Origin of the sequence: Lactiplantibacillus sp. 30.2.29 (assembly GCF_018991255.1) — a bacterium.
Lineage (GTDB): Bacteria > Bacillota > Bacilli > Lactobacillales > Lactobacillaceae > Lactiplantibacillus > Lactiplantibacillus pentosus.
Map to the genome: position 1 here is coordinate 1 of NZ_JAGYGU010000009.1, position 15,023 is coordinate 15,023.

Below are 15,023 nucleotides of genomic sequence, written 5' to 3' on the forward strand. Positions count from 1 at the left end.
AACCGCCGAATAACGCACTTGCCGCGGCGGCATGCGCGCACACGACCTCAACTGATCAGTCATGCTGATTGCACCGATCAAGCAGTCAGATTGCTGGCACCGCCATCGTGCGATTCGGCTACAGGACACCGCTTATTCGTGCTCAACATACCACTAGCAACGCTAAAAACAAGGTAAAACCAGCTGCTGGGTGGTCACGGCTGGCTCATCGGCCAGTTTCAAGCGTCTTGATCAAAAATCTGACCATCCACTGCAGGCAGCACTGAGACCGTTTGAATCTAGGCGCTTCGTGTGGATTTCATTGACGTCACTTGTCAAGGTCCCTGAATTTGAAGATACCCCCTAAACTCGACTGAATCGTTAAACAAAAGGCGTTCCAAGCTGCTGCCTAGAACGCCTGATTGTAAGACTCAATTCGACTTATTTGGTTTCTTCGGGCACTGATAACGGTAAGTCTAGACGGGTCAGGTCTGCATAACTTTCCCGCTGAACGACTAACTGACTGTGACCATTTTCGCAGAAGACGACGGCTGGCCGCGGATTGCGGTTATAATTACTAGCCATCGCATAGCCGTATGCCCCGGTGTCCAAGACCGCCAAAATATCCCCGGGCTTGGTCGCTGGCAATTGCTGGTTCCAGATCAGCATGTCACCCGACTCGCAATACTTACCGGCAATCGAAGCAACTTGCTCCGCTGGTAAAGTGGGGTCTTTAGCAAGGACTGCTTCGTATTCCGCCTCATACAGTGCCGGCCGAATATTATCGCCCATCCCCCCGTCAACGGAGAGATACTTGCGAATACCCGGAATATCCTTGGAATCGCCGATCGTATAGAGCGTCATGCCAGCCTGTGCGACCAGTGAACGGCCGGGTTCGATCCAAATCTCAAGCATCGGGACATCGTGCGCCTGCGTTTGTGCCAACGTTTCCTTGACGATCGCATCCACGAAGTCCGTGGGTTGAAGCGGATGGTCGGCCGCCGTATACTTGACGCCAAAACCACCGCCGACATTCATGATGCGAGGATAAAACCCAAGGGTCGCCTGCCAACGTGCAAACACATCGACCAATTTGTCGACGATCATTTCAAACCCATTCAGTTCAAAGATTTGAGAGCCAATATGACAGTGAATCCCGACTAAGTTCAAATATGGTGCTGCTTGGGCCTGTTGCACTGCGGTATCTGCCTGGCCACTATTTAAGTCAAAGCCAAACTTCGAGTCTTCCTGTCCGGTCGAGATGTAGTCATGGGTGTGCGCTGAAATGCCAGGGGCAATCCGTAACATGATCGTCGTCAGCTGTTGACGCTGGTTCGTCAGCGTCGTCAATTGTTGCAATTCATCAAAATTGTCGACAACGATGGTCCCAACACCACAGTCCAGTGCCTGCGTCAATTCTGCAAGTGATTTATTGTTACCATGGAACGTAATGTTGGCCATCGGAAACTTCGCTTGTTGCGCCGTGTAGAGTTCGCCACCAGAGACGACGTCACAATGGATCTGCTCCTGAGCAATCAATTGATACATCGCCACCGTCGCGAACGCTTTGCTAGCATAGCTGATTTGATAATCCACCTGATTGGTTTCAAAGACCTGCTTAAAGGCCGCGATTTCGGCTCGAATCGCGCCCGTATCATAAACGTAGAGCGGTGTCTGGTATTGCGCTGCTAAATCCAAGGTATCGACGCCGCCGACCATTAAATGGTGCGCCGCGTTTAAATCATCCGTCTTAATTTGTTCGTTCACTGTTTAACCTACCTTCCCCAAATGCCATCATTCAAAAAATGCCGGCCGTGTCATGCGACCGGTCCGGCAATCCATAACCTATTCTGCTTCTTCGTCGCTCTTGAGGACACCACCAACACTATAGCGATTTTTCTGCATTTCGCTTAAAATCACGTGAATGTGTTCTGCGGGTGCACCGGTATTCTTGCTAACTGCGTCGGTCACGTCTTTAACTAAGTTTTTGAGTTGTTCTTGTGAACGACCAGCAATTAAATCAATGTGTACGATTGGCATGGGGCCACGCTCCTATTCTGATGATTATTTTCGAATGTTTTAATCTTACTTTAATCTTAACGGGATTGCAAGCCGCGACGTCGTGGTTGGCCGAAACTTTTTCTCAACCGACATCTGGTGTGAGACAACAGTCATTGACACCGTCAATTTGTTCGCTCAAAATTGACATTTTCGCGTTATACTGGCTAACCCTTTCAATGCGTCGGCGACACTGCCAATCTCCCCAACCGTTACCCGATTCCCCGCCGGAACACTCGTTTTAATGCCTTAACGCCGCACACGCAAGACCTCGCTTTGACACCACACGGCAACGAACGAAATCCCAACCACCCCAATCAGCGTCAAACATGCTAAAATTAATTTAATCAAAATCTTGTTGGCTTGGTTCGCCCAATTTTTACCAGGGCTACCAGCGACACGATAATTAGTTATCGGCGACCACTTGTTAGGAAACCGAGAAAGAAGGAATTTTATGCTGACTCATCAGTTTAACCCCTATTCTGCCTGTACCAGTATTTTAGTGGGTAAGAATGCGACTGCGGATGGTTCGACCATGATTGGCCGCAACGAAGACTCCCGGGCGGCCTGGGCGAAAAAATTCGTCGTTCACCCACACCGTGAATTCGATGAACCTCAGTCGTTTGAATCTAGTGACGCTGAGCATCCGTTTAAAATGACACTGCCCAAGATTCGGGCTAAGTATACGGCCACCCCTGAATGGACGAGCAAGTACGGGTTATTCGAAGAAGACGGTATCAATGAATATGGGGTAGCCATGAGCGCAACCGAGAGTGCTTACTGCAACACCCGCGTGCTCGCAGCGGACCCCTACGTCACGGACGGCATCGGTGAAGAAGCGATGGTCACCGTAACGCTCCCCTATATTCACTCCGCACGCGAAGGGGTTGAGCGCCTCGGACATATTATTGAGACCTATGGCACATACGAAACTAACGGCATCCTCTTTAGTGACGTCAACGAAGTGTGGTATATGGAAACGGGCGCTGGACATTACTGGGTCGCACAACGGATCCCAGACGATGCTTACGCCGTCGTCGCCAATCAACTTGCGATTCAAGAAATCGACTTCAGTGACCATGATAATTATCTTTATGCGAAAAACATTCGTAATTTTGTGCTTGATCACCAGCTGGCTTCGATGGATAACGGCCTAAATTTCCGAGAAGTCTTTGGTACTGCCGACCTCTCAGACCGCTACTATAATACGCCACGCGTTTGGTATGGTCAGCGCTGCTTCACACCGAGCGTTGAACAAGCACCCGAATCCTTTGACCTGCCGTTCATTCAACGCGCGGACGGCTTGATTCATATCGATCAAGTCCGGGATTACCTGGCGTCACATTACCAAGGCACCCCGTTTGACCCAGTCGGCAACGGTACTGATGCTGAAAAACATCAGTACCGCCCAATCAGCCTCGCCAAGACACAAGAATCACACGTCTTGCAGTTGCGGCCTGATTTGCCCGTCACACAGAGTGGCATTCACTGGTTAGCCATGGGCGTGGCCGCCGAGAGTGTCTACGTCCCATTCTACGCTGGCGCTACTGATACGCCGGCCGCTTACCAGGTAGCTACTGCCAAATACGATCCAACTTCCGCTTATTGGATCTATAAGCATGTCGGCGTGCTGGTCGACGCGCACTATCATGACTTGCACGACGCGTTACAAACAGTTCAAAAGGAACTTGCCATCAAACTTGGCCACCATCTGATTACGACGGACGAACAGGTCAGTCAACTGACGGGTGATGACTTAACGGCCGCCTTAACTGCAGCGAGCCAAGCAGCCGCAGACATTGCCCTGAACGCGATGCAGGCACTGGCAGCTGATTTGATTACTGAAAGTACCGACATGTCACCGCTCAATTACAATACGGATTTGAACCTCTAATTCACCCTTTCAATTGTTTTACCAGCACGTGTCCCGCCTGACACCATCTCCGGACAGGCACGTTGGCCCAACTAGTCACGCTATTCAACTTATTTTGAATGGCGGGACTTTTTTTATCGACTGACCATGAAAAAACACGTTAAGCAAGGCGTTCGTGCTCTGAGTTCAAATCGATGTCAGACGCGTTTTGCGTTGTCGGCTGACCCCATAGTCGGTGTCCGACGTACAACCAGCAGACGAACAGTTAAGCTAGCTAACTCGTTGCATTCAAGGTGATGGTCGATTAGGTCCCCCGACTTAGTTTCGTCACTATCCGAATGGAACTTACCAGACGCTTTTACGGTGCCACGGGTGTATCTTCTTCCTATCACTGAACAGTGAACAAGGAGGATCTGAGCATGCGTGCACTCAATTCATTGCGTCTTAGTATCATCATTAGCTGTTTTTTCAATTTATTACTCGCCTTGACCCACTGGGCCGGCATTGCCAACAATCGATTGCTAGTCACCTCGAATTACGGGTTAAGCGCCCTCGTGACGGGTCTCGTTTTCTGCAATGCCATCGTACTGACTCATCATCCGGAAATTGCTTTAAACCAGCGCCAATCAGTCTGGCTACTCAATTTCGCCGCCCTGTTGATTGCTTTTTTAACGGAGTGGTTATAACACCTGTGCATATTGGTTGCCTTTTGCGGATACTTATAGCAAACTAAGGGTAATTCTTATACAGGAGGCGTTATTTATGACTGATGTTAACAAGAAGTTCGACAGCAAGAAAGACCAAGTGAGTGGTAAGGCCAAAGAAGTCGAAGGTAAGGTAACCGGGGACCGTGCGCGTGAAGCACAGGGTAAAACGCAATCTTTGATGGGAAAAGCAAAGGATAAATTGGCCGACGCTGAAGAAACGGTGAAAGGTGCCGTCGATGAAGCTAAGGAAAAATTAAAGCAAAAATCTGACGACCATTAATCGTCGTGGGCACGGCGCAAACGTGGACTGGCTTAGCGGCTAGTGCACGTTTTTTTGATGCCTTGATCGTCAATCTGGTCTTGACGGCTGTCAAACGCAAAAAAACGTGGACCAATCGATTGATTGACCTCACGCTGAATTGTGACTAGCACTTACTTTGCATCTGACAGCGGTGTCACGCATTGTTTCACCGGGCGCGCGCCCAGTACATCAGTGTGACCATCATCAGCACGACCACTAGTGACCCGATTACCGCTGGAAAGACTGCCATGCCGGCAAACTCTGGCCCCATTGGTCCAATCAATACTTCACCGAGACACGCACCAACTAGCCCTGCCAAGATGTGTCCGATCCAACCGAATGAACGTTCCGGACTGACGATGGCACCAGCAAAAGCACCAATTGCGGCACCGACTAGCATCACCCATAACCAATGCATAGCAGCCACCTCCTCACTTAACGCCGCGCTTTGAATCGGCGCACTTCACGATAAATGGTCAATCCTAATTGTCCAATTGCAATTATTAAGGATAATTTACCCCATAAACCAGGTCCTTGCCGTTTGATTTTCTTTGACATCGTTGCCACCTCCACTCGTTTAACAAGCTCAACTATTATTGAGAATTATGATTGCCCGACCCGCCTGAGTTGTAACAACACGCTTCCCACAACAATTAGCGTAACCGCACTCCCCACGACTGGCAGCAGTCTCATTCCAGCGATTCCCGGTCCAACGGCGCTGAACAACCACTGACCAATCACCGCACCCGCAGCACCTAAAATCAAATGAACGCGTACTTGTCGCCAATCATGAGTTCCCACGGCATTGGTAATAACGCCAATCGTGAATCCCATCAAGACTGCCGCTAACCATGGCATGTTAATCACTTCCCAATTTACAATATAATTTATTGATTGAAATTATCATAACCATAATTTTTATCCTGAGCAATCAAAACGCTCATTATCAGCGATAGCCGTGCCAAATAGGCGTTTCATTTCCATTCAAATTCGTTATCAGGGTATAATTAGGCCACGATAATTATGAAAATTACAACAGTGAGGTGCTTATCATGTCGATAACATATGGAATCTTTTATAACGGTCAAGCCGGTCAGGGGCAAGCTGCGACGGTCGCCCATCAAGCCGCCCAAGCGTTAGCTAAACACCACATCCAAACACAACTTCTGACAACACCGGGCATTCCACGGGCAATTGCCCTCATTAAACAGACTTTGCCACAGTTGTCAGCCTTGATCATTATCGGCGGTGATGGCACCTTGAATGTTGCAATGACAGCCCTACTGCAAGCCAATGCCAGTATTCAAATTGGCGTGATTCCAATGGGAACCGTCAATAATTTTGCGAAGCGTTACCACTTTCCTACTGATCCCACGGCCGCCATCGACCTAATTTGTCAACGACCGGCACTCCAATCCGTGGGTATTTTAGCTTGCAATCAGCGGCGCGCAGTCGTCAGTTCATTGACGTTTGGCAATCTGGCCGACATTTCAAATGAGGTGCGGCAGACTGAAAAGCAGCGCTTTGGTAAACTCAGCTATCTGTACCGTGCCATCAAGCACATTGGCAAAAACAAATCGCTACCGATTCGCTATCAGTTCAAGCACGCTGGCAGTCGCACGCTCAAAACCTGGTTCTGTTTGATTACCACGACCAAGTCAGTTGGTGGACACACCTACAGCGCGTCGGCCCCTGGGAAGATGCATCTCAGCTTGCTCAATAATATTGGTTGGCGGCAAGTGTTGCCATACTTATGGTTTGCTTGGACGGGTAACCTACAGGACTCCCAATCAATCACCCAGCTTACCGCGACCGACGTCCGGATCACCAGTGTCAGTGGGCAGGCGGTCACCACTAGAATCGACGGCGATCCGGCCCTCAAGCTACCGATTGAGCTGAACTACTTGGCCGACCGTTTTGACTTGATTGTCCCTAAATCCGTATAAAAATTTTAATCTCTCGCCAATTTCGCATATTGATTGCGTCTGATTCATAAATTGGCTATCCTTAAGCATGGTACCGATCGTCATATTGGTCGGCATCCAGCTGCAATTATTATTTTATTCAGGGGGAAGGCAACGATGACAACTGCTTATCGTAAATTTTGAAACAATTTGCTTAATTTTTCGGGGACAGCGACCCGGTCCGAATTTTGGTGGCCACTTATTATCAACTACATTCTTGGGGGCCTGATCATTACAATCATTCAGCTCGTGACCGGGCATCCAATCGATGATATTTACAATTGGAGCGACTGGAGTGTCAACACGATGAGCAATCTGATTGCCTTTATCGTCTGGCTTAGGGTGCTCTCGCTCAAATTCCGGCGCCTGCATGACAGCGACCACTCTGCTTGGTGGCTGTTGATTAACTTAGTGCCGCTAATCGGTGGCATCTGGTTCTTTATTTTGATGGTGCTGCCATCACGGCCGAATCGTTGGCAATAAGCGGATTTTTAAAACGGATATCCTCGCAGTCTGACTGTGAGAATATCCGTTTTGTTTTGGGTCGAGGCATCATCGGTCAGTTCTACCCGTGACGAATATCGAATATGTTTGTCGAATATCAAATGGTGCCATGTTCTGTTAAAGATTTGGCTAACCTGATGTGCCTCAATTCATCACGATAGATCAGGCTAGATTTGTTGCTTACACGCAACCCATAATCATATTGATAGACGTAATAATTATATAGATGTTATGATTTTTATAACAAATAATTCATTACAGGAGGTCCTGACGATGTATCAAAATATCTTAGTTCCACTAGATGGCTCTGACAACGCCTACATGGCCTTAGAACATGCTGTCCAACTCGCACAAACCTTCAAGTCCAAGTTGTACCTCGTGAACGTGATTGATATCACCCGACTGAACGCCTATAGTCCCGCAGCCTATGGTGGCACGCTGTATACGAACTTACTTCAGGTCGCGAAGGACAATAGTCGTGATATTTTGCGCCGGGGCCAGCGGATGGCAGCCGAAGCGGACGTTGAATCATTGCCAATTCAAGTCAATAGTTCACCCAAAGCTAGTATTGCAACTGAAATTCCGAAGAAATATGAGATTGATTTGATTGTCATGGGTAAATCTGGAACCAACGCCGTCTCACGAATTTTCTTAGGCTCAACCACATCCTATGTCGTCCAAAAGGCGGCCGTCAACGTGACCGTCATCAATATGCCCGACGACGCGACCTAATCTTTGAAACGAGGTGCATCCACATGCTTAAAACTCGCCCCAAATTCAGCTGGCTTCATCTAGTCATTTTTATCGTCATTATTGAAGCTATCGGTAGTCTATCCGGTTGGCTCTCCGGTGACATCAAAGGAATTTACAACAGTCTGAGTTTGCCCGTGCTCTCACCGCCAGATTGGCTATTTGGCATTGTTTGGCCAATTCTGTATGCCCTGATGGCAATCGCGGGTTATCTGGTCTTTTATCTGGCGACCACCCAACGGGAACGGCTGATGAATACCATCCTATTTGGCACTCAGCTACTCCTGAATTTTATCTGGTCGATCATCTTCTTCAGCCAATCGGCGTACTGGTGGGGCTTAGTCGTCATTATCGTGCTCGACCTGGTCGTCTTAATGTGCCTGCTCCAGTTTTACCGCAGTAGTCGTCTCGCCGCCGGGTTGATGGTCCCATACTTCATCTGGATCTGCTTTGCGACCTACTTGACCCTGGGTGTCGCGTTGCTAAACTAAATCAAATAACGACCTTGCCAGCAGCTTCAACGCGCTGTGACAAGGTCGTTATTTTTGCTATGATAATTTTTTACGTTGTCGTTTTCGTGACCGATACGGCACGGCATAGTCTTGCGGCGCATCTTCCGGACTTGCGCTCGTCCAGTGACCGCTTCCCTTTTTGGCCGGCTTGGCATCGTCCTTTAAGCAAGTGAACCGCGAGCCATTTTTATCCTGAATAATAAAAATTCGGCTGAACTCGTTGATCGTGTCCACCACCGTGCAGTCGGTATGCTGAATATTAAAGACATCCGTGTAAACTTTACTCACGAGTGTCACCTCCTCATTAATGGCATCATCGTCAGCCCATCAACGCCGCGCTTGTACAGAATTTGCTCAAACATGGCACTAAATTGGGCGTGCGAGCTAATGATTTACATTTGATATTTTTAATATACCGCGAATTGCACGATAACACCATTAAGATGCATAGTGGGTACTGAAGTGATTATTGCCAGATTTTTCCGGATTAACCAGTATCGGTAATAGTGACTATATGAAACCGTTTACCGACACTCAATTATGTCGATTGGTCTATTCTTTTATGCCCCGCTCCGATATAATTCATCTTAAGGCTAGTGGCTGTCGTGCACGGTTTGTCACATATGGACAGACGTAACGACCGCCGCCTAACCTGAAATCAATTTTTGGAGGGCACACGATGGGACTCTTAAACGGGATACTTGGTAACATGAGTGAAGTTACCCCTGAAGAAATTCAGAAGCAATTCGGTAAATTTTTGATGGAAGACGAAAAGATTGAACGTGGTTACAAACTGGTTCGCGATATGATCGTCTTTACAGACACCCGCATCATCTTCATGGACCGGCAAAACGTGACTGGTAAAAAGGCTGCTTATCGTTCAATTTACTTCATGAGTATTATTGACGTTGCCGCTGAAACAGCTGGTTTTGGCATTGATGATTCCGAAATCGTCATCACTTACCTCACCAACGTCCACCGCCAAGGACTGACCGAGCAACATGCCGAAGTCAAATTTGAATTTCCGAAATCATTCGACTTTACACCGCTCTACCGATTCTTAGAAAATATTGCTTATCAGAATCGCCTCGCAATCAATCAGTTGACGCGAGTGGAATACTAAGGTTAATGTAAGCAGTTAACGTCACTCGCAGATTTAGGCAGTAAGCTAAAAGGAGCCAGTCCGGTTTGTGGGCTGACTCTTTTTTTGATGATAGGTCATGACTAACAACGCGCTAGGTTACGCACAATCTAGAATTGATTCAAGTTTGATACCATTTTCAGTCAGTTCACCATTTTCAGTTGTGGAATCCGCAATTTCGTCCACAAACAAATTTTCCAACTCGTCCCATTGTTCGCGCGTATTTAGCTTGACCAAGAGCCGGTCCGCTGACAGCGTTGGTTCGATTGCCCGATATAACTCCGGGTAATATTTTTGAATAAAATCGGCGTCACCAGTAAAAAATCTTAAGGGTCTTAATGCCATCTAACTCGCTCCTTTTATGAAATACTTTTGTGACTAACCTGCTTTTATGGTTAGGCGAACTGGTTGCACCATAAATTGGCCTTAACCACATATTGTAGTCGTCGTTGCTGAATGCCAAATCGCATCCCTAGTACAATCAAAGGCAATTTAGAACTGGCTTATGCGAAATCAAGAATCGCTTCAATTCTGAGGCCGTTTTCCGTTAGCTCACCATTTTTATCTGCGGAAAGTGCAATTTCATCCACAAACAGATTTTCGATTCTATCCCACTGCTCATCAGACTTCATTGCCACGGAACGCCGATCCTTAGACATCGTTGGTTCGAGCACCTGATATAAATCTGGATAATACTGTTCGATAAAATCTATATCGCCCTCGTTAAATTGCCAAGACCGTAATGCCATTTCAACCACACACCTTGTCTGAATTTTTTCAGTTACTAACCTGCTTTTACAATTAGGCGGACCGGCGACATCATTCGCCTAGTCTTAACCACACATTGACCGTCATTTGGCTAGGTAGCGTTGCTATCCGAAATCGCTCGTTGCACATTGATTAAAATCTCATGGCTTATTTCGTATGAGAAAGCGCCCCAGCATGCAACCAATTTATTGCGACAGTCGCCTAGGATGATTTGTAAACCACTCAGTGAACTGCATCCCCCGATATTAATCAAAAGTCATTTAGGACTGACTCATGCAAAATCAAGAATCGCTTCAATTCTGAGGCCATTTTCCGTTATCTCATCATTTGGCATGAACGACCCCGATAACTCATAAACAAACAGATGCTCTATTCTGTCCCACTGTTCCTCAGACTTCATTGCCGCGGAACGCCGATCTGCAGACAGTGTTGGTTCAAGCGCCCGATATAAATCTGGGTAATTCTGTTCGATAAAATCTATATCGCCCTCGTTAAATTGCCAGGACCGTAATGCCATTTCAACCACACCTTTCGAATTTGATAATCAGATATCCTCTTTTTATGTGCTTAGCCATATTTATCATAATTATTATAAACCGCTTGGGCGAATTTTTCCGAGACTTTCGGTTCAATATGTCTTAATCGACAAAAATCCATGTTTCAGCCACAACAAACTGAGAACATGGATTTTGATCATTTGAAATTATACCGATGGTTAGGGTCGAGTCGACAAAGACAAAAGTAGTTCTGAGCATTGTAATAACCATGAACCCGAAATTGGCGCGAGCCATTACTAAAATGATACATGTCCCGGACAACTTCACCAATTCGTTCCTTATTCTTCGCACCATGTGGGCCGTCAGTCCGCAAATATAGATTTTCGACAGCGGTGATTGACAGATGCTTGCCCACCGTTTTAGCAATAAATTCACCAAATCCCTTGGCACCTTCTGCTTTCGCTTTTTTGAAAGTATAGGGTGCAATCAGTGCGTCTTCCAACGCAATTTTAAATTGGACACTCGACTTTCTGGGTGTCACCAAAATTGGATTGTTGGCGTCTTTCGCCTTGTTCTGACTTGTTAATCGTTTTCCCATCACTAATCCCCACTGTAGATGCTTAAATAAAATTGCCGCATCGTTTGGGGTGAAATCACATTGTGGCAGGCATCATCAGGATGCAGCCCAATACGAGCAGCTTGCCATGGTGCTTCTGTGTGAGTTAGTGCTTCTAATTCATTGCCTGATTTATCACCATAGGTTGCCCAGACCGATTCCAACAGATTAGTCATTTCCTCATCAAAGGCGTGTGCCTCCTTGACAGGCGCTGCTATCTTATTCCAGCCATGCTCCCGATACTCTTGGTAAAGTTGCGGTGAAACCGGTCCATGGACCCAAGCCTCGAATCGGTCATTATGCACAATTGGGCGATTGAACAACGCCCAACCCCAAGCGACTGCATAGTAAGACAATTTTTGTAACTTTTTGTCACTCATCGGTTCTTTGTTGATGAACCAAGCTGCAATGTCATTAATATCGTAAATTATTTTGCCCTCCCCATCCGTTTTCGCACCATTTGGAGACTAACGAAAACTGAACACTATATTGATGTTTGTAGTGTAGCATAAATTAATGTGGCTAGTATGAATAAGGTTCCGTCGCGAGACAAATAAGACACATTAATTTTTTGTCTGGCTTGGGTTTTGTGGTCTTCAATCGACACGTCACCACGAACTTCAACGGAAAAATAAAGGACTCAGGATTAAGCCAAAGCGTTACTGCAAGCATTACGACAAAAAAAGACGAGCCTTATTTTTCAAGGTTCATCTTAACCGTTTTTAGCTTGTAATCCTTGTCACATCAACGTTCCTACTTAACATCCGAAGTATTCACAATTGGCTGAGTCCCGCGCTCAGAAATAATGGTGACCATCATGTTATTAATGAGCTGCAACTTCTTATCATCTGACAGTTGCATGCCGGTATCCTTCTCCAGCCGGGCAATCGTATCTTCAGTGATTGAGACCGCCCCTTCAACAATAACTTTTCGTGCTGACAAGATGGCGGACGATTGTTGCCGTTGCAACATGGCGCTCGCAATTTCTGTGGCGTATGCCAGGTGCGTTAGCCGCGTCTCCACGATTTCCACCCCAGCAACGTTCAGCCGTTCCTGCAGTTCTTCGGTCAACCGGTCTGAGACTTCCGTTGGATTACTACGCAAGGTCAGCTTTTTGTCATCATCGAACGTATCATAGGGATATTCTGAGGCCACGTGGCGAACCGCGGATTCACTTTGAATCTCAACGAACTGTTCGTAATCATCGACCGCAAACAGCGCCATACTGGTATCGACGACCTTAAAAACGATCACCGCGGCAATTTCGACCGGGTTACCCCGCAGGTCATTCACTTTTAAAATCGCACTATTAAAGTTACGCACCCGTAATGAAATCGAATATTTGCTCGTTAATGGGACCGTCATGAACAGTCCGGAATCCCGAATCGTCCCGATGTACTTACCAAAAAACGTAAGTACGCGTGCCTCGTTTGGCCCGACAATCGTTAACGAACTTGCCCCGAACGCTGCAATAATAATCAGCAGTGCCCCCAAGAAGATACTAGCAAAATGGTCCCCCGTCGCACCGGCCCAGACTAACCAGCCACCGACTAACACAAATGCGATCGCCAGGACCAGGCCAATGTAGCCATTGATATGAAAGACTTGTTTTTCTTTCATGATTGCGCCTCCTTTTGCCCACTATTATAGCATATCAGTTAGCGCTTAAAATAAGCGTAGCACCGTCGCAATAGTTCCTCTGGTGATTCGTTATAAACTAATTGGATATCGGGGCTTTGATTAATAAACGTCTTACCTAGTGCCCCTAACATGCTATGGGAGAGGCCTTCACTCAACAGTAACGTAAAATCGACTTGGTTGGAACGAATTTGTTGGCTGATCCAACCAATGCTCTTTTCATGGTCATTCACGATTACTGGCTCCATTCGAAAAGCTCGTAACGCTTGGTTCAACGTTTGTGCACGCTGCCAAGTCACGACCATCACTCGTTTGCCCCGGCACACAGCCACTGCATCCGCTGGTAACACCTTACTGAAATCAAAATGTGACCGCCGCCGATGTAATTGTTGCGTATGTTGTCGCTGCAGCTGGCTCGGCGTCACGTCATAGAACAGATCTGTCAACCACAGTTGCTGCCCAGCAATGACGCCGCCGTAGACCACACCCGTTTGAATTGGGGTGTTGGCTGGAAACCGGCGTTGATATTTCGAATAGGTTTGACCCGTGATCGTCTTGAAAATTAAACGTTCGCCCACATTGACGAAGAAACCAAAGACGTGCTCACCATCCCCGATGATCACACGGTCAAACAACAGTCGCCGATAGCGCTTATTTGCTCGTGGTAACCACCGTAACTGCTCGTATTTGCCCGCTGCCAGTGCCTGATTGACTTGCTCGTCAGCGCTGACCGTTTGTCTTCCAGTTGGTCGGAGACGATGTAACTGTTCGTTCTCCTTTTGGCCTTTCGCAAGTCGTTTTTCCTGCTCAGAAACAGATTTCGACAATCGTTTAACTTGCTTGACCATCGCGTCATACTTCTGCAGCTTATCTCGCTGCTTCTGGGTCAGTATCGGTTCATTGCGTTGACGCTGGCGCTCAGACATGGTCTTTTCATACAATCCCTGTTGGCGCTTGAACAATACCGCCGATTGCGCGAACCACCGACCCGCCGCATCCTGATAACTCTGCATTGCCGTGACCCGTTGCTGCAATTGGTGATTGGTAGCCGTTAGCTCATCATTGGCTGTCTGCATGCGCGCCATTTCGGCTTGGGCAATCGCCACCTGTTCTTCAGCCTGATGCGTCCGTCGTTTGTTATTAATCTGCTGTTGCAAGCCTTCGTCGATTTGTTTCTGATTTTTCGCCTGTTCACGAGCTAGCTGCCGTTTTAGCCGTCGCACTTGTCGCTTAAGCTGGGCAACATCGGCTTGTTCAGTTGCCACTTGTGTCCCAGTATCCGCAGATTGCGACTGTTCCGCCATCGAATCGCGATGGTCTTGTGCTGCGGTAATTTCGGCCATTGCTTGGGTTTCAGATGACGTTCGACTTTCAGATATCGATTGGTTTTCAGATGTCCCTTGCGCCTTGGATATTGATTGGGCTCCAGATGTCCCTTGCGCCTTGGATGACGTTTGTCTTTCAGATGTTGATTGCGTCTGGGAGGCTGACTGTGTTTCCGCCACAGCAGCGGCCGGCTTGACGTTCTGCGTTTCAACTGCCAAGTGCTTGGATTGGTAGCGCTCGATTAAAGCGCGTTTGCTGGCCTTAGCAGCGTCTTTTTGTTTGCGTTGTGTGACAGACTGATGTGAGTTTGGATAGTTAAGTTGCACTGGCAGTTCCCCCTCGTAAATTTCTTGATACCATCATACCACGTCATTACGCACTTTGACGTT

Annotated in this window: 21 protein-coding genes; 8 read left to right on the forward strand and 13 right to left on the reverse strand. The window is 47.4% G+C overall.

Going from position 1 to position 15,023, the window contains the following annotated elements; all coding sequences use genetic code 11:
• Positions 1-420 precede the first annotated feature (420 nt).
• Both lysA and KGF65_RS06280 read right to left on the reverse strand, forming a co-directional pair.
• On the reverse strand, positions 421-1,746 hold the full coding sequence (lysA, locus tag KGF65_RS06275) for a diaminopimelate decarboxylase (protein WP_056953014.1): 1,326 nt from the start codon (positions 1,744-1,746) through the stop codon (positions 421-423).
• Between the two features lie 78 nt (positions 1,747-1,824).
• On the reverse strand, positions 1,825-2,019 hold the full coding sequence (locus KGF65_RS06280) for a 2-hydroxymuconate tautomerase (RefSeq protein ID WP_003638693.1): 195 nt from the start codon (positions 2,017-2,019) through the stop codon (positions 1,825-1,827).
• Between the two features lie 472 nt (positions 2,020-2,491).
• On the opposite strand from KGF65_RS06280, the gene KGF65_RS06285 reads away from it, so the two are divergent.
• The 3 genes from KGF65_RS06285 to KGF65_RS06295 all read left to right on the forward strand — a co-directional run bounded on the left by KGF65_RS06285 (position 2,492) and on the right by KGF65_RS06295 (position 4,897).
• The gene (locus KGF65_RS06285; protein WP_216748030.1) at positions 2,492-3,931 is read left to right on the forward strand and encodes a C69 family dipeptidase; all 1,440 of its coding nucleotides are present in this window, start codon (positions 2,492-2,494) and stop codon (positions 3,929-3,931) included.
• Positions 3,932-4,329: 398 nt separating this feature from the next.
• Positions 4,330-4,596, forward strand: coding sequence for a hypothetical protein (locus KGF65_RS06290; RefSeq protein ID WP_050338709.1), 267 nt, complete (start codon positions 4,330-4,332; stop codon positions 4,594-4,596).
• 76 nt (positions 4,597-4,672) lie between these two features.
• Entirely contained in the window at positions 4,673-4,897 is a 225-nt protein-coding gene (locus tag KGF65_RS06295) for a CsbD family protein (protein WP_050338710.1), read from the forward strand.
• A gap of 187 nt (positions 4,898-5,084) precedes the next feature.
• Here the strand turns inward: KGF65_RS06295 and KGF65_RS06300 are convergent, their stop codons facing one another.
• From KGF65_RS06300 to KGF65_RS06305, 3 genes are read right to left on the reverse strand one after another with little or no spacing between them, the layout of a single operon-like run.
• Positions 5,085-5,336: a GlsB/YeaQ/YmgE family stress response membrane protein gene (locus KGF65_RS06300; RefSeq protein WP_105923872.1), complete on the reverse strand. Its 252-nt coding sequence runs from the start codon at positions 5,334-5,336 to the stop codon at positions 5,085-5,087.
• A 17-nt stretch (positions 5,337-5,353) separates the two neighbouring features.
• Complete coding sequence (locus KGF65_RS17260) at positions 5,354-5,476, reverse strand: hypothetical protein (protein ID WP_105923873.1); 123 nt, start codon at positions 5,474-5,476, stop codon at positions 5,354-5,356.
• 45 nt (positions 5,477-5,521) lie between these two features.
• Positions 5,522-5,776: a hypothetical protein gene (locus KGF65_RS06305; RefSeq protein WP_105923874.1), complete on the reverse strand. Its 255-nt coding sequence runs from the start codon at positions 5,774-5,776 to the stop codon at positions 5,522-5,524.
• Between the two features lie 194 nt (positions 5,777-5,970).
• On the opposite strand from KGF65_RS06305, the gene KGF65_RS06310 reads away from it, so the two are divergent.
• The 4 genes from KGF65_RS06310 to KGF65_RS06325 all read left to right on the forward strand — a co-directional run bounded on the left by KGF65_RS06310 (position 5,971) and on the right by KGF65_RS06325 (position 8,627).
• Positions 5,971-6,864, forward strand: a complete 894-nt coding sequence (locus KGF65_RS06310) for a diacylglycerol kinase family protein (protein WP_216748031.1) — start codon at positions 5,971-5,973, stop codon at positions 6,862-6,864.
• 168 nt (positions 6,865-7,032) lie between these two features.
• Positions 7,033-7,365, forward strand: coding sequence for a DUF805 domain-containing protein (locus tag KGF65_RS06315; protein ID WP_253954358.1), 333 nt, complete (start codon positions 7,033-7,035; stop codon positions 7,363-7,365).
• Between the two features lie 294 nt (positions 7,366-7,659).
• On the forward strand, positions 7,660-8,118 hold the full coding sequence (locus KGF65_RS06320) for a universal stress protein (protein ID WP_050338715.1): 459 nt from the start codon (positions 7,660-7,662) through the stop codon (positions 8,116-8,118).
• 23 nt (positions 8,119-8,141) lie between these two features.
• A complete protein-coding gene (locus tag KGF65_RS06325) occupies positions 8,142-8,627 on the forward strand; it encodes a TspO/MBR family protein (protein WP_088769571.1) in 486 nt (161 codons plus the stop codon).
• A 57-nt stretch (positions 8,628-8,684) separates the two neighbouring features.
• Here KGF65_RS06325 and KGF65_RS06330 read toward each other — a convergent pair whose 3' ends face one another.
• Positions 8,685-8,936 carry a hypothetical protein gene (locus KGF65_RS06330; protein WP_003638681.1) on the reverse strand — a complete coding sequence of 84 codons (252 nt, stop codon included), beginning with the start codon at positions 8,934-8,936 and terminating at the stop codon, positions 8,685-8,687.
• A gap of 391 nt (positions 8,937-9,327) precedes the next feature.
• Between KGF65_RS06330 and KGF65_RS06335 the strand changes: the two genes are divergently transcribed.
• Positions 9,328-9,771, forward strand: coding sequence for a PH domain-containing protein (locus tag KGF65_RS06335; protein WP_003638680.1), 444 nt, complete (start codon positions 9,328-9,330; stop codon positions 9,769-9,771).
• 117 nt (positions 9,772-9,888) lie between these two features.
• Here KGF65_RS06335 and KGF65_RS06340 read toward each other — a convergent pair whose 3' ends face one another.
• The 7 genes from KGF65_RS06340 to KGF65_RS06370 form a co-directional block, all read right to left on the reverse strand.
• Positions 9,889-10,134, reverse strand: coding sequence for a hypothetical protein (locus KGF65_RS06340; RefSeq protein ID WP_216748032.1), 246 nt, complete (start codon positions 10,132-10,134; stop codon positions 9,889-9,891).
• A 158-nt stretch (positions 10,135-10,292) separates the two neighbouring features.
• Positions 10,293-10,538, reverse strand: a complete 246-nt coding sequence (locus KGF65_RS06345) for a hypothetical protein (RefSeq protein WP_105922582.1) — start codon at positions 10,536-10,538, stop codon at positions 10,293-10,295.
• A gap of 290 nt (positions 10,539-10,828) precedes the next feature.
• Positions 10,829-11,074, reverse strand: a complete 246-nt coding sequence (locus KGF65_RS06350; protein WP_105923877.1) for a hypothetical protein — start codon at positions 11,072-11,074, stop codon at positions 10,829-10,831.
• Between the two features lie 176 nt (positions 11,075-11,250).
• Entirely contained in the window at positions 11,251-11,652 is a 402-nt protein-coding gene (locus KGF65_RS06355; protein ID WP_105920952.1) for an MAG6450 family protein, read from the reverse strand.
• A 2-nt stretch (positions 11,653-11,654) separates the two neighbouring features.
• The gene (locus KGF65_RS06360) at positions 11,655-12,050 is read right to left on the reverse strand and encodes a Panacea domain-containing protein (RefSeq protein ID WP_003638676.1); all 396 of its coding nucleotides are present in this window, start codon (positions 12,048-12,050) and stop codon (positions 11,655-11,657) included.
• A 373-nt stretch (positions 12,051-12,423) separates the two neighbouring features.
• Complete coding sequence (locus KGF65_RS06365) at positions 12,424-13,290, reverse strand: SPFH domain-containing protein (RefSeq protein ID WP_003638675.1); 867 nt, start codon at positions 13,288-13,290, stop codon at positions 12,424-12,426.
• 38 nt (positions 13,291-13,328) lie between these two features.
• A complete protein-coding gene (locus KGF65_RS06370; protein ID WP_105923879.1) occupies positions 13,329-14,960 on the reverse strand; it encodes a hypothetical protein in 1,632 nt (543 codons plus the stop codon).
• Between the last annotated feature and the right edge of the window lie 63 nt (positions 14,961-15,023).